Here is a 22,346-nt window from a genome sequence, read left to right on the forward strand (position 1 = left end):
TTTTGTAAATTTTATGTGCAAATCTATTAATTAAACCCAGTTTTGCTAATTACAAGACATCAATTATTCGTTAAAAAAACATTATTTACAAAGCGGGGACACATCAATAAAAAAACCTGCCGGCTTAATTGATCTGCTCTTTAACCTGTCCGCAGGTTTTCATGTGCTCGGGGAAGTATGGATTTTCGATGGCTTTATTTACCGATAGCCAATAGCCGCCTTTACCATTATCGGCCATGGGGCAAAAATCAACATATATTGGGGCTGATTTAAATTTAGCGCCTTTTATAAGACCGATGACATCTTTACTCAATATCAAAAACGCGTCGCGCTGCGCTTTGATATCATCACCTGTTGCTATTTGATGAGCAAGCATAGCGGTTTCAGTACAACCTTTAATACCGGCCAGTTTATCCTCCAACATAGCGGCAGTACTTTTAATGCCCTTTATGTTCGATTTCAGGAACTGATTTTTAAGACCTATATAATTATTAAATACATCGGCTGTATTGGAGGTATCAGCTACTTTGGCTACGATAGTTTTAGTACTATCTGATTTGATTGCTGTTACTTCTGCCGGTTTGTTGGTTTGTTTACATGCGGCTAAGGCAACAATGAGGCCTGCAAATAGGGCGCTATTAAAAAGATTGATCTTCATATGGGTATTAATTTGTGCGTATGGCTTCCACAGGATCAAGCCTCGAAGCGGAATACGCCGGAATAATACCCGAAATTACACCTATTCCCAAAGAAAAACCTAAGCCTTTTATAATATTATTGATATCAAGTACCACCTGCACATCAAACAGCGCCTTGACCCCGAAGGTTGAGAAATACACCAGTAAAAGCCCAACCAAACCACCCAACAAGCAAAGCACAATGGATTCGATCAAAAACTGAAGCAGTATGAAATAATTTTTAGCACCTAGTGATTTCTGGATACCTATAATATTGGTACGTTCTTTTACCGATACAAACATGATGTTAGCTATACCAAAACCACCCACCAGCATCGAGAACAAACCAATAATAAAGCCCCCTTTATTAACGATGCTGAAAAGATCGTCCAAAGCGTTAGTAAGCATCGTGGTGCGATTGAGTGAAAAGTTATCTTCCTGTCCGGGCCGCAAACTCATGATGGAACGCATCAAACCTCTCAGCTCACTCTCCACATCATCAACCGGGATACCCGTTTTACCCCTTACGATAATTTGCGGGTTATATTTTTCATTTTGTACATCAATCAAATTATGAGCAAAATTAAGGGGTAATAAAACCTCTTTATCTGTAGATATGCCCAGCATGTCTTTCCCTTGTTTTGAAAACACACCAACCACCGTTACATAACGGTTCAGTACTTTGATCTGCTTACCCACAGCATCGCCCGCCGGAAACAGGTTTTCGGCTATATCAAAACCTATATTAACTACAGGCGCTCCTGTTTTTGATTCCATTTCGGTAAAATACCTGCCGTTCGCAAAGTCAAAGTTCCAGGTTTTGTCATGATCTTTTGAGGCTGCATCTATCTGGGCGCCTTCAACCGTGTTGCTCTTATATTTAATGGTGCGGTTATCTATGGATATTTCGTATGATAAGGCTTCGGCGGTTTGGCTTCGGCGCTGCAACTCATCAAAATTGCGCAATTTAGGTACCGGGCGCTGTAAATATTTCCACCAGGGAAAATCGCTGCCCCCAACCCAAGGCCATTTTTGAACATAAATACTGTTATTACCCAACTTATCGACACTCTTTTGCAGGTTATTGCGCAAGGTATCAACAGCCGAAAAAACCGCGATGATCGTAAATATGCCTATTGTTACCCCAAGCAAGGAAAGCATAGTGCGCAGTTTATTTTGTCTTAGCGCATCATAAGCGAATAAAAAGCTTTCTCTGAAAAGTTTTAAAAATAGCATACAACTTATTTTGATCTCGATGGTTAATCATTCTACCACACAGGTTTACAAACTATGGCAGCAGAATATTTTTGTAAAATATACCAGTATGGAATATTTCGTTTTTTAGACGATATTACAGCTGTTAAGTTACATTCTTTTTATATATAAACTGAATAATATGCAAACCATGTTGTTCATAAAAAAATCGGTGACATTAACAAAAAAAATTCATACATTTGCGCCCTGAAAATTCATAAATACAAGCATGAAATTATCTCAATTCAAATTCAATTTACCCGAATCATTAGTAGCACACAACCCCTCTGCCACCCGCGACGAAGCCCGTTTAATGGTTTTACACAAAGATTCAGGAAAAATTGAGCATAAAATATTTAAAGATGTACTGGATTATTTTGATGATCAGGATGTCATGATCCTGAATAACACCAAAGTATTTCCTGCACGTTTGTATGGTAATAAAGAAAAAACAGGCGCTACAATTGAAGTGTTTTTATTACGCGAACTCAATAAAGAACTTCGTTTATGGGATGTGCTGGTTGATCCGGCCCGTAAAATACGCGTAGGTAACAAATTATACTTTGGTGATGACGACCTGTTGATTGCCGAAGTTGTAGATAACACCACTTCACGTGGCCGTACTATCCGTTTCTTATTTGATGGTACAGACGAGGAATTCCGCAGAAACGTGGAGATCCTGGGTGAAACACCACTGCCAAAATACATCAAACGTAAAGCTACCGCCGAAGATAAAGAGCGTTACCAAACCATTTTTGCCAAGCACGAAGGCGCTGTTGCCGCCCCTACTGCCGGCTTGCACTTTAGCCGTGAGTTAATGAAACGCCTGGAATTAAAAGGTGTTGATTTTGCCGAAGTTACCCTGCATGTGGGTTTAGGAACTTTCCGCCCGGTTGAGGTGGAGGACCTGACCAAGCACAAAATGGACTCAGAGCAATTTATCATTGAGCAAAAACAAGCTGATATCGTAAACCGCGGTATCGAGCGTAAAAAACGTATTTGCGCGGTAGGTACAACTTCTATGCGTGCCATTGAATCAGCAGTATCTGCTGGTAAAACATTGAAAGCCGCTAACGACTGGACAAGCAAATTCATTTTCCCGCCGTATGATTTCAGCATTGCCAACAGCATGATCACCAACTTCCACACACCAGAGTCGACCTTGTTGATGATGGTATCGGCATTTGGCGGCTATGAGCATGTAATGAACGCTTACGAAGTTGCCGTTAAAGAAAAATATCGTTTTTACAGCTATGGCGATGCCATGCTGATCATCTAAGCTTACACTTTAGATAGGATATTTGAGATACAAGACTTTCTTGTATCTCATTTTTTTTGCTTTAGATTTGGGTAATATTTTTTATGGACGATCAAAATCTTATAGCTCACATCTCATACCCCACATCTAAAAAATACTACGCCGTTATAGTGGCAGGTGGTACTGGTACCAGGATGCAATCAGTGGTTCCTAAGCAGTTTTTATCGCTTAATGGACTGCCTGTTCTGATGCATACTATACAGGCTTTCACCCAATCGGCCATAAAACCTGACATTATTTTAGTTCTACCAGCGGCCTATCATGATTATTGGAAAGAGCTTTGCCATACCCATCAATTTGATACACCCCACACTTTAGTAACAGGCGGCGAAACTCGTTTTCATTCTGTCAGGAACGGACTTGACCTGATATCGGCTGACGATAACACCCTGGTAGCCATTCATGATGCCGTACGACCGCTTACCAGCAATCATATTATCGAAACCTCATACCAATACGCCCAGAAACATGGCAATGCGGTAACGGCCGTTAAAAGCCGTGATTCGGTAAGGCAGCTGGTCAATAGCAGGTCTGTAAGCTTATTAAGAGATCAAATCTACCTGATACAAACCCCGCAAACTTTTAAAATAAGCTTATTAAAAAAAGCCTACCAACAACCCTATAGCGAACATTTCACCGACGATGCCAGCGTGGTTGAACAGGATGGGGTTGAAATACACCTTACCGAAGGCAGCCATCAAAACATCAAGATTACTTTTCCCGAAGACATAGCCATAGCCGAACTGCTTTTAAACAAAAAGCCAACGACCTGAGGTCATTGGCTTAAAATTTTTAATTGCATGAGCAGGTAATTGCTATGCCCTGCGGATAATTCCTAAAAGTACAGCGATAATAGCTATAACCAATAAAATGTGGATCAGTCCGGTAGCGTGACCAAAGAAAAATCCAAATATCCATCCTATTACCAGGATAACGGCGATAATGTACAATAAACCTCTCATTTTTGATATGTTTTAAGTGATAAATATGAAAGGCATATTACTAAAATCATTCCAAAAAGCAGAGTTCATAAAAAAACCCTCCATAAGAGGGCTTTTAATGCTGTTAATATTCGTCTTCGTTAAAAAAGAAATCGTCTTTTGTCGGGTAATCCGGCCATATTTCTTCGATATTTTCATACGGTTCACCATCGTCTTCCAGCGCCTGCAGGTTTTCAATAACCTCAACAGGAGCTCCTGAACGGATAGCATAATCAATTAATTCATCCTTTGTTGCGGGCCAGGGCGCATCTTCAAGGTGAGATGCTAGTTCAAGTGTCCAATACATGTTTCTCTATTTATATTTAATTCAGTAAATTAACTTTTTCGCAAAAGTATAATATTTTCAATTGGAAAATCAACATTTTTTTTCACATTTTTCATATGCGAGGTATCCATTGATTTTCAGGTATTTTATGCTCATTTGCAATCTTACGTGCTAAAGTGAACAGGTAATCGCTCAATCTGTTCAGATAAATGTTCACTTTTTCATCAACCGGGCTTTCTTCGGCTAAATGAACGGTTATCCTTTCGGCCCGTCGGCAAATACATCTTGCAATATGGCAAAACGAAATGGTATTATTTCCGCCCGGCAAAATAAAATGACGTAATTCAGGCAATTTTTCGTTCATAGCATCCATTTCCTGCTCCAGTAGCTCCACATCGGTCATATACAGGTCGGGTATTACCATTTTTGATCTTTCCGGATCAGCAGCTAATGAGGAGCCTATAGTAAACAATCTGTCCTGTATCTGCTTCAATATGTCCTTATCATGCTCAGTAATATCCTGATCGCGAATAAGACCAATATAGGAATTTAGCTCGTCAACCGTTCCATAGCTCTCAATCCGTATATGGTGTTTGGCTACCCGGGTTCCTCCTATTAATGATGTAAACCCCTTATCGCCTGTTTTAGTATATATCTTCATATTTTATCCGGCAGCATTTATCCTTTAAGTTCAATATACGTGTATATATTTTGTATTGATACCACTTGTAGTATAATTTTTGCTAATAAAGTGTAAATTTTTAAATGATAGGCTTAAACTTGCATTTAGTTGATGGTTCATAGATCATAGTTCATAGTTGAAAAGTCACTTTACGACGTTTTAAGAAATTCAGCTGTGAATCATGAACTATGATCCATGAACTATTATCCATGAACTATAAAACTACTAACTATGAGATCGATCATATCATCAAAATTCGTAATTATACCCTTTGCCGCATTAGTAGTATCAGCTTTTAGCTGTGGTAACAGTAATAGTTCCAAAGCACCGGCTACAGCAACAGCTCCCCAAAAAACGGCATCTATATCAACACTCATCAGCGAACAACAATTCAATGAGCTTTTTCCGCAACGCGATAAATTTTATAGTTATGCGGCTTTTATAAAAGCTGCTAACGAATTAGGCGAGATAAAAATAAAGGTTACCCGCAGGGCCACCTCCGTATATCAATACATACGTACCGATAAAAGTACCGGCAAGACGAGTACTGTAAGACAAGATGGCGACTGGAACGAGGAATGGGCCAAAAAGAAACCCGACAGCACTTTTACGGTAGATTACGGCAACTTCGGGACCCAATTTAGCGCTGAAGCCAATAAAAAAGAGCTGGCAGCATTCTTCGCGCATATAGCCCACGAAACCCGCCACGGTGTAAATGCTACTTATACCGACGGGCTGATGCTGATTCATGAAAGCAATACCTCTTTAAGTTACATAGCCGAGAGTGATGAATATCCACCGGTTGCAGGCAAAAAGTATTATGGCCGCGGTCCTATGCAGTTAAGCTATAATGGCAATTACGGTCTGGCCTCTACTTGTATATTTGGTGATGCCAAAATTTTATTGAACAACCCCGATATGGTGGAGACCGATCCGGTAGTGGCTTTTAAAGCAGCCATTTATTTCTGGATGACCCCCGAAACGCATAAACCATCGGCACATGATGTAATGACGGGCAAATGGCAACCCAATGCTACTGATAAAGCAAAAGGTCGCACACCCGGCTTTGGCATGACCATCAATATTGTGAACGGTGAAGTAGAATGCAACAAAGGCGAAAACATGTACAGCATGAATGATCGTATTGGCTTTTACCAGTTCTTTTTAAAGAAATTGGGTATCACCGATGCCAACTGCGCCTGCTCATGCGGTAAAATGGAACCTTATAAGTATTAAGCTTATATTTACACATGCGTTTTTTTCTTTCTATAATTACCTTGTTAAGCTTTAGCCTTACGACATGGGCTGCTGCTTTGCCTGATACGGTTAAAAAAGATAAACATATTCCGGGTCGACCGGCCTCGATAGGCATTATAGGCGATACCGCTAACGTAAATACCCCAGTTAAAGCCGGCCTGGTGATGATAGGTGGCGGCAGGGATGTTGACGAGGCTTTTAAATGGATGATAGACCGCAGCGGCGGTGGCGACGTGGTGATTATCCGGGCGTCGGGTAAAGATGGCTACAACCCCTATATTAATGGACTGGGTAAGGTAAATTCGGTGGAGACCCTTAAAATTGATTCAAGGGCTTTGGCCAATAATGATACGGTTGCCTATATCATCCGCAATGCCGAAATGCTTTTTATAGCCGGTGGCGACCAATCCAACTACATGAATTTTTGGCGGGGCACCAAAACTATGGATGCCATCAATTACCTGCTCAATGTAAAACATGCACCAGTTGGCGGCACCAGCGCAGGCTGTGCTATTATGGGTGGCATCTATTATAGCGGCGAAAATGCCAGCGTTACCGCCGAGCAGGCCCTGGCTAACCCCTACAATCCGTTGGTAAAATTATATCATGACGATTTGCTGCATGCCCCCTTCCTTCAATCGGTAATTACTGATCAACACTATATCACCCGCGACAGGCAGGGCCGCCATGTGGCCTTTTTAAGCCGTATTGTTAAAGACTGGCACTTATTTGCCAACGGCATAGCGGCTGATGAGCATACCGCGGTTTGCGTTGACGAAACTGGTCATGCGGTAGTTATGGGTACCAGTAAGGCCTATTTTTTACTTACAAATAACCAAAAATCACCCGAAACATGCGAGCCAGGCAAACCTTTAACCTGGAATAATAACCAACAGGCCATCCATGTTTATGAAATACAAGGGACAGCAACAGGCAGCGGAAGTTTTGATGTAAGTAGTTTTAACCCCACACAGGCATCGGGTGGTAAATGGTTCTGGTGGTGGGTTGATACGGGAAAATTAAGGCGACAGGAGGCTAAATAGGCCTACTTCAGGCTCGGAATAAGATGTCATTTCGAACGAGGTACGAGGAGAAATCTTATACAATTTGCTATAACGGACAGCATTGAGCAGAAGATTTCTCCTCACCCTCCCGTTTCGCCCATTACTGTTCGTTCGAAATGACATGGGGGCTTCTTAGCCCATTCAGGCGTTCACGCTTGAATGGGCATTGTAAAAGTGGGTTTACATGGTTTACACTTTTTACGGTTAACATTGAATTACCTAATTGATTATCAATTTATTATGATAAAATTCAATAAATTTATGTAAACCGACTTATTGGCTCATTTAAGCGTCCCTGCTTATGATTATTTGAAGTCTCACCGCTCCCGCGAGATTAGCGTGGCGTAGACGGAATAGCTACGAGATTATTAATGTTGTATTTGTTTTTAACGGTATTAATGAACTCCCTTTGGTCGGTTGTCTTCGTCGTGCCTCCTCGCAATGACATACTTTTTTGAGATATAATTTCTTACCCTCAATTCTGGCGTAACCTACTTTAACACCGCCGGTAAAATATACTGCTGCATCATTTTATCAACCTGTGGATGCGCGTAGGGCTTGTTATACGCGGTAGCGGTAACAATCACCACCAATGGCACATCGGTAAAAACAAATATTTTGTTGCCCCCGTTACCCGAGCAATAAAAAGTTTCGTATGATTTATTATTCACTGTGTAAGTCTTATTCCAGAACAGATAGCCGTAATACCCCTCGCCTACCACATCTTTTGGCAGGGTAAGATACTTGGTAAACGATTGTTTTACCCAGCTTTCAGGAATGATCTGTTTGCCATTCCATCTCCCATTGTTTTTGTATAGCTGCCCAAATTTGCCATAATCCAATGAACGCAGCTGCAATCCGCCTGCGGTACTGGGAATGTGTTGTGGGGAATACGGCCACTGATACTTTGTTATTCCCAGTGGTATAAATAACTTCTCATCCGCGTATTTTTCCAGTCCTCCTGGAGCAACTTTATTAATGATATCACCCAAAAGCATAGCACCTGCCGTAAAATAATTCCACTGCTTGCCTCCGGTTTTAGTACTATCTACCCAAAGATCAAGCGTAAATTTTGCCCAATCAGGCGTTGGGTACATATTTTCCTCGTTCCCCGGCGAATCGCTATCGTTATCATCCCCATCAAATATGGAGCTCATGGTGAGCAGGCTTTTCAGGGTAATGCCTTCTTTCCGGGGCGAGTAGTTGTTAAACTTTTTGAGGTCGTAAAAATCTTTTAGCGTTTGGTTTTCACTTTTAATAAATCCATCATGAATAGCAATCCCCATCATAGCCGAGGCGAAAGTTTTGCCAACCGAGCGTGGATCATGCAATGAATCGCGCGAGCTGCCATTAAAATATTCCTCAATCAGGAGCTTTCCATTTTTAATGACCACGATACTGGTAATATCTTTCAGCTTGTTTTGAGCTATTAAGCCATTCATTTCCATGATCTTGCTTTGATCAAAGGGTTCGCTGGAAACCTGCCAGCCGCTATTGGGTTTTATAGCCTGTACCTGGACGGCCTTTGTATCAGGCGGAGGAACGATAAACCGAAGCTCTCCACTGGCAATTATTTCGCCAACCTTTAAATCCGGGATATTGATATACGGCCGCACCTCTATTTTCAATAAATGCTCACCCGTTATCAACGCGTCATCGCCGCCCCTGGCTGTAAAGCGGTACCAAAGTCCCCTTCCCCAGGAATCTTCGCCACGGTTACTGATCAATGGGACACTTATAGTTGTTTTAGTATTTTTAGTGGCAGGTAAATTAGCCCCTTTGTTCAGATTTTCCTGGTATATCTGCCGACCATCTACATAAAAAGTAAACTGAAAGTTCCCTTTATTTGAATCCTCAACGCTTAAAGAGGAATTGAGTTGGTGTTGATAATTGGTTAAGGAATTGGCTATAAAAAACCTCATATACAGATTATTTTGAGGCTTTGCTTCAAATTGATTAAGCAGGTCGGTTTGTTTTAACCTTGTTAAATTGATGGTATCGGCCAGAAAAACAACTTTCCCCACATTGCCTTTGTAGACGGGCAAAGTGAGCAACTCGGGCTGGGTAATATTGCTGGTTTGCGCAAATGATGATGTGGTAACAGTAATGAAGGTTAGGATAAAAAGTATATAGCGTTTCATCTTTTTATGATATGATATATGCAAAGCTGCATGGATAAACTCACACAAAATAGAACAGAATTAACATGCCCGCGTAAGCAGTTTACGGTAGGCCGATGGATTGCCGTCGCTAAACTGCTTAAAGCTGCGTAAAAAATGGCTCTGGTCTGCAAAACCGCATCGAAAAGCAATATCGGTTAACGACAGATGATGATCATGCAACAAGGAGAACGATCTTTCGACCCTTAACTTCCTGATATACTCGCCCAGGTTACAGTTAAAATATTTTGAAAAGTCACGGGAAAGATGAACCGGGTGAATTTGCAATTGAGCCGACAGATGATCAAGTGTATGCTTTTGAGTAAACTCATCTGCCAGGATCTCCTTTAATTTTTTGGCCCAAAGCGGCACCTGCTGTGGCGGACTTAATTTGCCAACCTGCATTTTGACCAGTGTTTGCAACAACAGCGCTTCAACAGCAAGGGCGGTTACTTCATCGTCAATTTTTGATTCCTTAAAGAGCCGGTATAACAAGAATTTAACATCCGGATCATTGATCGTGAAACTGCCCTGAATTTTATCCTGCTGAAGGTCAAAGCCATCAAACCAGTTTTTTTGCAGCTCGATGTGGAAGCCGCGTGTAAAGCCTTTGGGTTTTATATTGTAATGCGGGTCCTGCCAATTATGAAACAGCAAGCTACCGGCCGAGCAATTGTAAATTTCTTTCTTGTTGCCTTCAATAACATTGCCGGCTAATATAAATGTGAAGTAGGCGTTTTCGTGATAATGCCAATCTACCTTATCATGCGTGTATTCCGTATCGGTTAAAGTAATCCCTTTCAAACGGATGGTTTGATTAGTTTGTCCGTAAAAGCTTCCTGTTTGTAAATGTTTCACGGATGATTGGATTTTCTTGATTCCTGTACCTAAAAGTCCTGTATCATTTCTACACCTCCTCTACCTTGCGGCTTACGGTTTGGATCTCGGTATTGGCATAATCATTTTCAATCAGGCCATCGCGCATACGCACAATACGGTGAGCGTGTTTGGCTATATCCTCTTCGTGGGTTACTAAGATGATGGTGTTGCCTTTGGCGTGGATGTCTTCTATCAGACCCATTATTTCAATGGATGTTTTAGTATCCAGGTTACCTGTAGGCTCATCGGCCAAAATAATAGATGGATTGTTGATCAAGGCACGAGCCACAGCTACACGCTGGCGCTGTCCGCCCGATAATTCATTGGGTTTATGATCAATACGATTGCCCAAGCCCACATTTTTAAGCGCGTTGGTAGCCCGCTCTGTGCGGTTTTCTTTATTAACGCCGGCATAAATTAATGGCAATGCCACATTATCAAGCGCGGTATTACGCGGTAGTAGGTTAAATGTCTGGAAAACGAAACCGATCTCGGAGTTACGCACTTCGGCCAGTTCATTATCGGTCATGTGGCTTACATTAATACCATTCAGGATATATTCGCCTTTTGACGGCGTATCCAGGCAACCCAGGATATTCATCAATGTTGATTTGCCAGAACCTGAGGGGCCCATCAATGCTACAAACTCACCTTTATTAATATTCAGGGTAACTGATTTAAGCGCGTGGATCACTTCGGAGCCGATCACGTACTTACGCCCGATATCTTTAATGATTATTAATGGTTTGTCAGTATTCAATGGCTCCATATATATTTTTCGTTTGGACTAAGGTAAGGTTATAATTGTTACAGCGGTTTTAGTTTTTAGTCTTAAGCTATGAGTAATAAGTCAGAAAATCTTTCTATCACAAACACTCAAAACTTATGACTCAAGACTTCCTAACTTATTTTTCAATCACTTTGGCAACCAGAAAGTAGTTTTCATCGTGTTTTGGGGCGTTTTGCAGCGCTTCCTCATGGGTTATCCTTTGTTTTACCACATCATCGCGCAAAACATTGGCATCGCCGGTCATGTAAACCAGGGGCTCAACACCGGTTGTATCCAGTTCATTCAGTTTCGCCATAAAGTCAAGGATCTTGCTCATATCCTTTATCATTTCCTGCTTTTCTGTTTCGTTAAGTTCTAAACGGGCCAGGTGGGCAACTTTTTCAACTGTTTCTTTATCAATGGTCATGCCTGTAGCAATTTTTGTTTAATAATAGCGTAAACCTCATCGCGCAACGCATCGGCATCATCTAAAGTTAAATGGGCCGTTTCAATGGGTTTATGTACAAATATATCACAAATTCCGGGTCTGCTGCCAAATTCCTTTCCGCTATTCCAAAGCACTTTCCAGGTATCCAGCGATGTAATAGGGATGATGGGTACCTTCATTTCAATAGCCAGCCTGAAAGGCCCATTCTTAAATGCGTGTAAAGCAGGCGGATAAGTATCAGGAATGGTACCTTCTGGAAATATCACTACACTCACGCCATTCTTTAACCTTTCGGCTGCCACTTTAAATGCTCTGAATGATGATATTTTGCTTTCGCGGTTAACCGTAATATCTATTGTTTTAAAAAAAAAGTTTAGCACAAAATAAGCTTTCAGTTCTTCTTTGGCCATAAAACAATGATTATTATGTAAATTGGTGCTGATAGCCAATACGTCAAGGTTTGAAGTATGGTTAGGGCATATTACATAAGTTTTGTTCCAGTCAATAGGCGCCTCATAGGTGGCCCGATAAAATATACCTGAGCATGCCGAGCTTATCAGGGCAATTATCTGCCTGAATTTATTGATGTATTTATAAAGCTTTGGTCTTTTACTAAGCAGGTACAGAATTGGGAAACAAAGGATAAAAAAGAATGTAACACTGGTCTTGTAAAACTGTGTATGTATTCTTTTTATTATTGATTTCATGGCGACCAAAATTAGAAAAAATACTCAATCACCACAGGCTAAACCATCACTAACTGTTGTTGCTCGTTAAGTTTCTGTTGCATCAGGTCATAAACCCTGTCGCGTAGCATGTCGGCATCGTCAACAGTTAGGTTGTTGGTATCAATGGGTTTATGCACATAAAAATCGCAAACACCTGGCTTACTGCCGTATTGCAGTCCGGTATCCCAGAGCATTTGCCAGGTATTGGATGAGCTTACCGGGATAATGGGTATTTTTAACTCAATGGCCAGCCGGAAAGGCCCATTTTTAAACTCCTGTAATTGTGGTGGGTAATCATCAGCTATTTTGCCTTCGGGAAAAATGATCATGGTTATACCGCTCTGTAATTTTTCGGCTGCCTTTTTGAAAGCCCGGAATGACGACATTTTACTTTCCCGGTTCACCGGGATATCAACCGAACGGAAGAACAGACCGGTCACCAGGCCATCTTCCAGCTCCTGTTTACCCATAAAGCTACAGTTATTATTTACCAATGAGCACATGGCTGCAATATCCAGGTTAGAGGTATGATTAGCGCATACAATATAGGTTTTGCTCCAGTCAACAGGTTCTTCAAATTCAAAACGGTAAAAGAAGCCTACCGCGGCCGAACTGACTAAGCCCCAGAACCTTCGTAAGCGGTTCAGGTTCCGGTAACGCTCGGGTTTTCGCGAGCAATAGTAAAAAAACGGCCAGAATATAAAATAAGATAATGCCACACTGAGCACATACAGGTAGATATGCACTTTTTTCAATATCATTTTCATCAGCATCAAAAATAGAAAAATTCCTTACTTTCGCAACCTATGGAAACTGTTGTTAGTGGCATCCGTTCAACCGGAAATCTGCACTTAGGAAATTACTACGGAGCGCTGCAAAATTTTATAAAAATGCAGTCGGAATATAACTGCTTTTTTTTTATCGCCGACCTCCACTCATTAACTACGCACCCTACCCCAGCCGATCTGCATACCAACGTAAAGCAGGTTTTGGTTGAATACCTGGCTGCCGGTATCGATCCGGATAAAGCAACTATCTACGTACAATCAGACGTACCGGAGATAGCCGAACTATACTTGTATCTCAATATGAACGCCTACCTCGGCGAGCTGGAACGTGCCACCTCTTTTAAAGATAAAGTCCGCGCCAATCCCGATAACGTAAATGCCGGTCTGCTTACCTATCCGGTATTGATGGCTGCCGATATCATCATTCATAAAGCCACTAAAGTACCTGTTGGTAAAGATCAGGAACAACACCTGGAAATGGCCCGCACTTTTGGCAACCGCTTTAACAGGTTGTACAATCACGATTATTTCCCCGAGCCTTACGCTTTTAATTACAGCGACAACCTGGTAAAAATTCCGGGACTTGACGGTAAAGGAAAAATGGGCAAATCAGAAGGCGAAGGCAATGCTATTTTCCTGGGTGATACCCCTGAAGCTATCCGCAAAAAAGTAATGCGCGCGGTAACTGATGGTGGCCCGACCACAGAAAATCAAACCAAACCCCAGGAGATCCAGAATTTGTTCGACCTGATGAAAGTTGTTTCATCGGCCGATACACTGACTCATTTCAATAACTTGTATAATACCTGCAGCATCCGTTACGGCGATCTGAAAAAGCAACTGGCCGAAGATATGATCATCGCCACAGCCCCTATCCGCGACCGTATCAATGCCATTGCCGGTGACGCCGCTTACCTGAGTAAAGTAGCCCAGCATGGTGCCGATAAAGCCCGGGAAAGCGCTTCAAAAACCATACGCGAGGTAAGAGAAATTATAGGTTTTAGGAAATTTTGAGTAGCCGATAGTTGATAGTTCATAGTTCATGATGTATATTAGGATCGGCTTATAGCTTGTAATTGGATTTTAAAAATTCAGAAAAAACCACCAATTGTGAGCTATGATCTATGAACTATCAACCATGAACAATTAATATATGCACATAGCTATTGTAGGAAACATAGGAGCGGGCAAAACTACCCTCACCGAAATGCTGGCCCGGAACTATGGATGGGAACCGCTGTTTGAAGCTGTTGATAACAATCCCTACCTCGAAGATTTTTACAGCGATATGAAACGCTGGAGCTTTAACCTCCAGATCTATTTCCTGAACAGCCGTTACCGCCAGATAGTGGACATACAAAAAAGCGGGCGCAACATTCTGCAGGATCGTACCATTTATGAGGATGCCTATATTTTTGCCGAAAACCTGCATGATATGGGCCTGATGACCACCCGCGACTACGAAAACTATCAGTCTATATTTGATAATATTACCGAGTTCATTAAACCACCTGATCTGCTGGTTTACCTCAAAGCATCTGTACCTACCCTGGTGAGTAATATACAACGCCGCGGTCGGGAATATGAAATAGGTATTCGCCTGGATTACCTCTCTAAACTGAACGAGAAGTATGAAAAATGGATCAGGAACTATAAGTTGGGCAAATTATTGATATTGGATAAAGACAACCTTGATTTTGCCAACAATACCGAAGACATGGCCACCATTGTTCAACTGATCGAGCGCGAAATTAACGGGCTGTTTTAGGACGTTGTACGTTTAATGCTATACGTTCAATATGAAAAAATTACTCGTTATTGCTTTATTGCCACTTTTGTTTGGGTGCAAGCCGAAAGTAAATAATGAGCCCAAGTTAAATGCAAATGGCTGGCAGGACCTTGACTTGGGGGCTTTCAAAATATCAATTCCTCCAAACTGGAAATACCAAAAACAACAAGGCAGGGATTCTTTCGTTGGTGAAATAAAAGGATCTGGCGTATCCCTATCTTTTGATTTTAGCAGCATGGGCTATGCCAATCGCCTCATATCAACAGAACAAGAGTATTTAAAGGGAAATGATTGGTTACGTCAATGTTACTTTTGCAAATCCGGTGTTACCTATGCAAACAATCAAATTCCTGACGGGAAGGCTCAAAAAAAAATCCATATTCCCACAGCGAAGCAAAAGGCCAAATATCCTAAAGCTGATTATATCGCTGATCTGACTTATAAAGACAGTACTATTTATATCCCTATTGAGCTCCCTGAGGAAATAAAAAGCGTTAATATTAAAGTAGATAGTACCAAAGAACATATCGTCAAAACAATCTGGTCAAAGATTCCGTCAAAAGGAATGACAGGCGTTTATTATCAAAGCAGATTATCAACGTTAAACTTTCAAATGTCGGCCAACAATCTTTCAAAACAAGATCAGTACCTTGCCTTACAAGCTTTTAAAACCATTGTAATTAAAAAATGAAAGTATTAGGTATCATCCCCGCCCGTTATGCATCTTCCCGTTTCCCGGGTAAGCCACTGATTGATATTGGTGGTAAAAGCATGATACAGCGGGTTTATGAGCAGGCCAAAAAATGTACCAGCTTAAGCGAGGTTGTTGTAGCTACTGATGACGACCGCATATTTAGTCATGTACAGGCTTTTGGCGGGGTAGCCGTGATGACCGGATCTGACCATCAAAGCGGAACCGACCGTTGTGCCGAAGTGGCCTTGCTGCACCCGGAATATGAAGTGATCATCAATATACAGGGCGATGAGCCATTTATCGATCCGGAGCAGATCACCAAACTAACCGCCTGCTTTACCGACAAAATCACGCAATTGGCTACACTGATCAAAAGGATCAAAACCGAAGAGGAGCTATTTAACAACAACTCGCCTAAAGTAGTAGTCAACAAACTATCTGAAGCGGTTTATTTTTCACGCTCGGCCCTGCCGCACATCCGCGGACAAGAACCCGAAAACTGGCTGGAATTTTATACTTTTTTTAAACACATCGGCATATACGGTTACCGCGCCGATATCTTACAGCAGATCACCGAATTGCCTGTATCTTCACTGGAAAAAGCCGAAAGCCTGGAGCAGCTACGCTGGATAGAGAACGGTTACCGCATTAAAGTTGCCGAAACCGAACTGGAAACTTACGCGGTTGATGTACCCGAGGATCTGTTGAAATTGAAGTTTGACCAGCAATAGCAGCGCTTTGCTTTTATTACCCCCTTGTTAAATCCCCCATCGATCCAGTTAAAAGATGGCATTCATATAACACTATGAGGTTAAACATGTAATAACTTTGTCTTTACATTAACCTCACAGTACTATGAAAACTCTTTTGAAAAAAGTAGCCATCTGCTTAGCGGCTACCTTATTTACATTAGGAGTAAAAGCGCAAAGCCAGGACTACGTGATTACCACCCAGGGCGATTCGATACCCTGTACCATCAAGATCCCCTTAATAACCTGTGGCGATGGCAATTATAAAACAAGTACCAATGGTCCGTCTGTAAAGATCAAGCCTGAAGAGATCAAGGAATATTATATCAGCAAAAAGGAAACACTATATAGAGCTGTTATCAAAGAAGGCAAAACCAAACCTGAATTCCTGCTTGTTTTGGAAACCGGAAAAATAAGCCTGTACGAAGAAGTTACCGAAGTTTATGTTAACAATACCGTTACCACCCTTACTAAGTGGTATGTTGCCAAAGGCTCCGATGTAGCCAGACCTTTAAAAACCGACGATGTATTCATGTCCAAATCCAAAAAACAGCGTAAGGGAGAATTTACCTCGCTGATCAGCGACAACAACGCGGTTTATGCGCAATACACCGCCGAAAATAAATTTAGCTTTAAGCGGATCAGGAACCTGGTTCAACAGTATAACAGCACTACAAGTATTTAAAAAGAAAAGGGGGGATTTACCCCCCCCTTTTCTTTTTATCTGTTAGCCAAAGCCTTATCCAGTTCCTGGGTGAGCACGTCACCTTGCGATGGCCTTGCGGCGTTATTGTTCACTATTTTACCATCGGTACCAATAGTGACATAATGCGGGATGCCTGTTATATTATATTTTTGACAAACCGGATTTCGTGTCCAGCCTTCGGCAATGAGGTTTGTGCCGCTTACTTTTAACGAGGTCAGGCTATTTTTCCCGGTTCTCTCGTCAGAGTCTACACAAACATTCAGGAATACCACATTTTTATCCTTATACTTTTCATGGAGGGGCTTGGTGGTGTTTTGTATTTCGTACACGCATGGGCCACAGCCTACTCCCCAAAAATCAATGTAAACAACCTTGCCCCGTAAACTTTTTAGGGATACCGTTTCGCCTTTATCATTCTTTAAACTAAAATCGGGCGCGGGGTTACCCGGTTTCAGCTGCTGTACTGTTTTATAAAATTGTTTCAAGGTATCCACATATCGCGGGGTTTTAACCTTGGTCATAAAATCCTTGTAAATATCACTTGCATCGTTAAATGGATAAAACTCAAATGCCAGTTCTATGTCCTTGGTAACAAACCAATCCCGAACCTCAGGCAAGCGAAAATTAGCCATACCCATATAATATTCATTCCATGCCGGTACAGAAGTCAACAGCTTTTTATCCCAATCTGTTCCCTGGATAGTTACACCATTTAATGCCTTATTAAAACGGATATAATTAAAAAGAAAGCTTTTATAGGCATTACTGTTCCTGTATGCATATTCCGATTCGGTGCGATAAGTTCCGGGAGCAAATTGTACGTTCATCACTTTACCTACAGCGCTGGTATCTTTAATTTTCAAATCAAACCTCGATAATAACCGCTGATCACTTAGCAGGCTGGCATATTTATAATATACATCGGTGATCAGTTTCTGGCTTTCAGGCTGGTCAAGATGTACAGCCGCTATCATCATCTCCTTGTTGTACAAATTATTTATTTTTTCATATTTCACTGAATCGGGAGCTTTATCGGTATACATAGATTGCATCAGATCCATCAACTCTTTACGGCAATGGTCATAAACAGACATCATGGTCTGTAACCTGGTATTAATGCGCGGTTGTGGCGATGAAACGCGGAACGTGTTCTTAAAATCCTTATTGTCCCAGTTTACCAGTATAGTATCATTTTTTTGGGCACATATGGTAATAGCGTCGTCATTAAGATACAGGTATATATCCTCGGTTTCACCGTCAATACTAATGCTTTTGCTAAAGTTACCGTCCTTATCAACAGGTATAGTTACGGAGTAATTGGTCAAATCGCCGGTTATAGCCAATTCCCAAAATTTATCGCCAAAATTTTTAACATTCCCTTTTATTGTGGCGGTGGCTTTGGGTGCAGGCGTGGCGGTTAATGGCGTAAAGATTAAATCTTTATGAACAATTTTCTTTTTTATTTGAGCACTTAGGTTCAGGGTCAAAAATAGCAAGGGTATAAACAGCAGGTTTTTCATGTGATGTAATAAGATTAGATTATTGTAAATATAGGACTAAAACAACTAAACTTAAGTTTGCATGATGTTTATTCAAGATATGTCATTGCGAGCGCAGCGTGGCAATCTCCTCAACAGCAGAGGCACGCGAGGAGATTGCTTCGTCGTTCCTCCTCGCAATGACATATTCTTGATAAGTAATTAAGTTCGTGCCTTGAACGTAACACATCATCTTATCTTCAGAGTTCCTGGATTTTAATTCTCAGGAGGCCCCCGTTTTTACTTATCTATTCCTGCCTGTTCAGCAAAGCCGCAAACTTATTTCCATAGTCGTCCAGTTGCGCCTGGTACTGTTGGTGCAGGGCTGTTTCCTTATAGTTTTTGGTGGTATCGGCCAGTCCGTTCAATACATATAGCTGAAACTGCACTTCGTTGGCATTCAGCGCTTCGGGTTTATTTTGTAGTAATGTATAATTATAAGCCAGCTGATCGGTCAGATAACTATCAATGCCTTTTACATAGCGATTGGCCAGTTCCTTATCATTCAGTTTATAGGCAACCTGGGCCAACATCAGTTTGCGATGGGCCGAGTCGATATTGGGGTTGATATCCGGCATCTCCTGGTCAAATTTATGTAGTACATTCAGCGCCAGGTCGTTCCGGCCATCCTTGATCAGTCCTTGTGCCAGGTCATGGAAGGTAGTTTCCATAAAAGGATAAAACTCAGTTTTGGCCACCGGATCAAGATACCGGGCATGCTTAAAATTGCCGAACTTAAATTTGTTCATCACATTATTGTAGGCTACCAAACTATTAACCTTGCTCAGCTGATCGTTCATCGAAGTATCCTTTTTAAAAGGTATCAGGTGATAAACAAAGCCTTCTTTATATAAATATGGCTGTAAACCGTTCATCCCAGACGGGGGTACCCCTATGGTAAAGCATACAGGCCTTTGCCAATTGTTATGAGCCAAAATATCCATGATGGCCAGGTTATCCTTAAAAATATAATTGGCCGGATATTTCCACTCCATCTCCGTAGTCAGTTTACCTTTTTGCTCCGCGGTGATTACCTCCTTCTTTACTATGTTATCCGGGTTAATGCTGAGTTTAAAGTTTTTTGTGGGCAGATAGTTCATGGTTTCGCCATTCTGATACTGTACTTTGGTTCGGCTATCGTCGGATGTAATAAAATCAAACACATCCTTTACATCTACATATCCGGGTATCTTGGCGTCGTTAAAGGCAATTACATCGCGTGTGCCCAATTTATATTTATCAAAAGGCATAGTAATAGGTAATGGTGCCGATTGGTTCATTGGCCGCTGCATTTGCCGTATCATCCAATCACTGCCAAATAAGCTGGTAATTACTATTCTTACATCAGGCCGAATGCCTTCCACCTCCTGGTCATACCAAAGGGAATAGGTATCATTATCGCCATTGGTAAACAGGATAGCATTTTTGGGGCAGGATATCAGGAAATTGTAGGCCATGTCATGCGGGATCATTTTGGTCGACCGGTCATGCCCTGCCCACTCCTGCCGGGCCAGCAATACGGGGGCAACCAACAGACAAGTTGCCACCGATGCCAGCGCCGCGCTGCGCGCGTTTATCTTGCGGCGTGCGGCATCATACAGAGCCAGCACACCCAGTCCTATCCAAATAGCAAAAGCGTAAAACGAACCTACGTACGAGTAATCGCGCTCGCGGGGTTGCAGGTTCACCTGGTTTACATACAACACAATGGCCAAACCGGTAAAAAACCAAAGCAAAGCTATAATGGAGGCGTCGCCTCTTCTTCGTCTAAAATGATAAACCATCCCTAATAAGCCAACCACCAATGGCAGGGCGTATAAAGGGGTATAAGTGTTTGAATTGGTAATGGATTTGGGCAGATGACGCGCACCATCAAATATGCCCGAGGTCCAGTTACCATCAGTTGATGCCGTGCTGGTTTGCCCGTCCAGATCATTATAGCGGCCAACAAAATTCCATAAAAAATAGCGCCAGTACATCTGGTACATCTGCCAGCTCAGCATCCATCGCATATTATCGGCAAAGGTTGGACTTTGGCCGTCGGGCAGGTTAAGCCATTGCTTGTAAAACTGCACATTCTGCGCAAAATCCTGATCGCTTTCGGTGCTGTGCATGCGGGGCATAATGGTATTATGATCAAACACATAATTCTGCTTTTTGCCCGATACTTCATAGCGATTGCGGCCCTTGCGGTACATGGTGCTGCCTTCGCTCTGGTCAATTACTTTGGCGTCGAATTGCGGGCCATATAGCAGGGGGTTATCACCATACTGCGTCCTGTTGAGGTAGCTATTCAGGGTAAAAGCGTTATCCGGGTGCGTGTTGTTCAAATTGGTATTGGCGGTAGCACGGATAGGGATATACATAAATGATCCATACCCAAAATAGATAAAGGCTACGCATACCAGCGCCAGGTTCAGTGCCATTTTTTGATGACGGATACTATATTTGATAGCAATAACCAATAAGGCGATGATGGCTACAAATACAAATGCCGCGCCGCTGCCAAAACCCAAACCCAGGGTGTTTACAAAAAACAGATCGGTGTAGGCGGCTATTTTGATGGTATATTCCCTGATGCCATATTGCACCAGGCCCAGGATCACGATGCTGATCAAGAACACCGCGATGCTGCTTTTTACAGTAGGATTTTTATACCTGCGGAAATAATAAACCATAGTAATAGCCGGGATGGTTAACAGATTAAGCAGATGTATACCTATGGAAAGACCCATAATATAGGCTATCAGCACAATCCATTTATCCGCGCCGGGTTCATCGGCGTGGGCTTCCCATTTCAGTATAGCCCAAAATACCACCGCGGTACATAATGACGACAGTGCGAACACAATAGTTTCTACTGCCGAAAACCAGAAGGTATCGGTATAAGCAAAAGCCAATGCCCCTACCAGGCCGGCGCCCATTACCGCTATCATTTGCGATGAGCTGATTTCCTGACCTTTAGCTACCAGCAATTTTTTAGCCAGCGCGGTTATCGTCCAGAATAAAAACATCACCGTTACCCCACTGGCCAATGCCGAACCCAAATTGGTGAAATAGGGTACTTTAGTGTTATCGCCGAAGGATAACAGGGAAAACAGTTTACCCAGCATGGCAAACATGGGGTAGCCCGGCTGGTGCGATACCTGCAGGCGGTAAGCGCAGGAAATAAACTCACCGCAATCCCAAAAGCTAACGGATGGCTCCAGGGTTAAAACGTAAGTGGTAAAAGCGATCAGGAGGCATAGCCAGCCTAACAGGTTATTTATCTTTTGGTAGCGTATCATAAATAAGGTTGTAAAGTTTAATCATATGTAATTGAGCACCAATTTCGTGGTAAAGGGTCAAAAGTCCATGGACATTAACATACCTTAACATCTTTTAACACATTTTAACATATTGATTTTAAGCTAATAGCGATAGATATTGATCTGCAGATATTGCCTGGGTAAATCATTATGCATAGAATGTATGATTCAATAAACAGAAAATACATCCTGTTAAATCACTAACTCACTAAATCAATAATTCAATAATTAGTAAGGCGAAACCCAAAAATTTTCATACTTTTGTATCCCGTA

General features: G+C 41.9%; 22 protein-coding genes. 9 read left to right on the forward strand and 13 right to left on the reverse strand.

Annotated features, from left to right (window positions below; translation table 11 throughout):
* Window positions 1-124: 124 nt before the first annotated feature.
* Together AC57BQ_RS12210 and AC57BQ_RS12215 are read right to left on the reverse strand one after the other, a co-directional pair.
* Window positions 125-658 (reverse strand): DUF3347 domain-containing protein, encoded by a 534-nt coding sequence (locus tag AC57BQ_RS12210; RefSeq protein ID WP_496406546.1) that lies wholly within the window; start codon window positions 656-658, stop codon window positions 125-127.
* Window positions 659-665: 7 nt separating this feature from the next.
* Entirely contained in the window at window positions 666-1,913 is a 1,248-nt protein-coding gene (locus tag AC57BQ_RS12215; protein ID WP_090468720.1) for an ABC transporter permease, read from the reverse strand.
* A 247-nt stretch (window positions 1,914-2,160) separates the two neighbouring features.
* Here AC57BQ_RS12215 and queA point away from each other — a divergent pair, with 247 nt between their 5' ends.
* Entirely contained in the window at window positions 2,161-3,210 is a 1,050-nt protein-coding gene (queA, locus tag AC57BQ_RS12220) for a tRNA preQ1(34) S-adenosylmethionine ribosyltransferase-isomerase QueA (protein WP_090468721.1), read from the forward strand.
* An 83-nt stretch (window positions 3,211-3,293) separates the two neighbouring features.
* Window positions 3,294-4,022 (forward strand): 2-C-methyl-D-erythritol 4-phosphate cytidylyltransferase, encoded by a 729-nt coding sequence (locus tag AC57BQ_RS12225; RefSeq protein WP_496406547.1) that lies wholly within the window; start codon window positions 3,294-3,296, stop codon window positions 4,020-4,022.
* 42 nt (window positions 4,023-4,064) lie between these two features.
* On the opposite strand, the gene AC57BQ_RS12230 is transcribed toward AC57BQ_RS12225, so the two are convergent.
* The 3 genes from AC57BQ_RS12230 to AC57BQ_RS12240 form a co-directional block, all read right to left on the reverse strand.
* Window positions 4,065-4,211, reverse strand: a complete 147-nt coding sequence (locus tag AC57BQ_RS12230) for a lmo0937 family membrane protein (RefSeq protein ID WP_143013900.1) — start codon at window positions 4,209-4,211, stop codon at window positions 4,065-4,067.
* Window positions 4,212-4,314: 103 nt separating this feature from the next.
* Window positions 4,315-4,536 carry a DUF2795 domain-containing protein gene (locus AC57BQ_RS12235; RefSeq protein WP_002996718.1) on the reverse strand — a complete coding sequence of 74 codons (222 nt, stop codon included), beginning with the start codon at window positions 4,534-4,536 and terminating at the stop codon, window positions 4,315-4,317.
* Window positions 4,537-4,627: 91 nt separating this feature from the next.
* Entirely contained in the window at window positions 4,628-5,176 is a 549-nt protein-coding gene (locus AC57BQ_RS12240) for a cob(I)yrinic acid a,c-diamide adenosyltransferase (protein WP_496406548.1), read from the reverse strand.
* Window positions 5,177-5,428: 252 nt separating this feature from the next.
* On the opposite strand from AC57BQ_RS12240, the gene AC57BQ_RS12245 reads away from it, so the two are divergent.
* Both AC57BQ_RS12245 and AC57BQ_RS12250 read left to right on the forward strand, forming a co-directional pair.
* Window positions 5,429-6,433, forward strand: a complete 1,005-nt coding sequence (locus AC57BQ_RS12245) for a chitinase (protein WP_496406549.1) — start codon at window positions 5,429-5,431, stop codon at window positions 6,431-6,433.
* Between the two features lie 14 nt (window positions 6,434-6,447).
* Window positions 6,448-7,497 (forward strand): cyanophycinase, encoded by a 1,050-nt coding sequence (locus AC57BQ_RS12250; protein ID WP_496406550.1) that lies wholly within the window; start codon window positions 6,448-6,450, stop codon window positions 7,495-7,497.
* A 512-nt stretch (window positions 7,498-8,009) separates the two neighbouring features.
* On the opposite strand, the gene AC57BQ_RS12255 is transcribed toward AC57BQ_RS12250, so the two are convergent.
* From AC57BQ_RS12255 to AC57BQ_RS12280, 6 genes are all read right to left on the reverse strand, one after another.
* Window positions 8,010-9,659, reverse strand: a complete 1,650-nt coding sequence (locus AC57BQ_RS12255) for a serine hydrolase domain-containing protein (RefSeq protein WP_496406551.1) — start codon at window positions 9,657-9,659, stop codon at window positions 8,010-8,012.
* Between the two features lie 60 nt (window positions 9,660-9,719).
* On the reverse strand, window positions 9,720-10,535 hold the full coding sequence (locus AC57BQ_RS12260) for an AraC family transcriptional regulator (protein ID WP_496406552.1): 816 nt from the start codon (window positions 10,533-10,535) through the stop codon (window positions 9,720-9,722).
* A 49-nt stretch (window positions 10,536-10,584) separates the two neighbouring features.
* Window positions 10,585-11,325 carry an ABC transporter ATP-binding protein gene (locus tag AC57BQ_RS12265; RefSeq protein ID WP_496406553.1) on the reverse strand — a complete coding sequence of 247 codons (741 nt, stop codon included), beginning with the start codon at window positions 11,323-11,325 and terminating at the stop codon, window positions 10,585-10,587.
* Between the two features lie 136 nt (window positions 11,326-11,461).
* Window positions 11,462-11,752, reverse strand: a complete 291-nt coding sequence (gene gatC / locus AC57BQ_RS12270; RefSeq protein WP_496406554.1) for an Asp-tRNA(Asn)/Glu-tRNA(Gln) amidotransferase subunit GatC — start codon at window positions 11,750-11,752, stop codon at window positions 11,462-11,464.
* Window positions 11,749-12,480, reverse strand: coding sequence for a lysophospholipid acyltransferase family protein (locus AC57BQ_RS12275; protein ID WP_496406555.1), 732 nt, complete (start codon window positions 12,478-12,480; stop codon window positions 11,749-11,751). The genes gatC and AC57BQ_RS12275 overlap by 4 nt, the downstream gene beginning before the upstream one ends.
* Window positions 12,481-12,518: 38 nt before the next feature.
* Window positions 12,519-13,262, reverse strand: a complete 744-nt coding sequence (locus AC57BQ_RS12280; RefSeq protein ID WP_496406556.1) for a lysophospholipid acyltransferase family protein — start codon at window positions 13,260-13,262, stop codon at window positions 12,519-12,521.
* A 45-nt stretch (window positions 13,263-13,307) separates the two neighbouring features.
* Here AC57BQ_RS12280 and trpS point away from each other — a divergent pair, with 45 nt between their 5' ends.
* The 5 genes from trpS to AC57BQ_RS12305 all read left to right on the forward strand — a co-directional run bounded on the left by trpS (window position 13,308) and on the right by AC57BQ_RS12305 (window position 17,206).
* On the forward strand, window positions 13,308-14,303 hold the full coding sequence (gene trpS / locus AC57BQ_RS12285) for a tryptophan--tRNA ligase (protein WP_496406557.1): 996 nt from the start codon (window positions 13,308-13,310) through the stop codon (window positions 14,301-14,303).
* Window positions 14,304-14,442: 139 nt separating this feature from the next.
* Window positions 14,443-15,057: a deoxynucleoside kinase gene (locus AC57BQ_RS12290; protein WP_496406558.1), complete on the forward strand. Its 615-nt coding sequence runs from the start codon at window positions 14,443-14,445 to the stop codon at window positions 15,055-15,057.
* A 31-nt stretch (window positions 15,058-15,088) separates the two neighbouring features.
* Window positions 15,089-15,769, forward strand: a complete 681-nt coding sequence (locus AC57BQ_RS12295; protein ID WP_496406559.1) for a hypothetical protein — start codon at window positions 15,089-15,091, stop codon at window positions 15,767-15,769.
* Window positions 15,766-16,503, forward strand: a complete 738-nt coding sequence (gene kdsB, locus AC57BQ_RS12300) for a 3-deoxy-manno-octulosonate cytidylyltransferase (protein WP_496406560.1) — start codon at window positions 15,766-15,768, stop codon at window positions 16,501-16,503. Before AC57BQ_RS12295 ends, kdsB begins: the two co-directional genes overlap by 4 nt.
* 124 nt (window positions 16,504-16,627) lie before the next feature.
* Window positions 16,628-17,206: a hypothetical protein gene (locus AC57BQ_RS12305; protein WP_496406561.1), complete on the forward strand. Its 579-nt coding sequence runs from the start codon at window positions 16,628-16,630 to the stop codon at window positions 17,204-17,206.
* Between the two features lie 35 nt (window positions 17,207-17,241).
* Here AC57BQ_RS12305 and AC57BQ_RS12310 read toward each other — a convergent pair whose 3' ends face one another.
* A complete protein-coding gene (locus tag AC57BQ_RS12310; RefSeq protein ID WP_496406562.1) occupies window positions 17,242-18,747 on the reverse strand; it encodes a TlpA family protein disulfide reductase in 1,506 nt (501 codons plus the stop codon).
* A 266-nt stretch (window positions 18,748-19,013) separates the two neighbouring features.
* The gene (locus AC57BQ_RS12315) at window positions 19,014-22,052 is read right to left on the reverse strand and encodes a glycosyltransferase family 117 protein (protein WP_496406563.1); all 3,039 of its coding nucleotides are present in this window, start codon (window positions 22,050-22,052) and stop codon (window positions 19,014-19,016) included.
* Between the last annotated feature and the right edge of the window lie 294 nt (window positions 22,053-22,346).

This window comes from Mucilaginibacter sp. BGA-UO-ETr-C110 (assembly GCF_059567985.1).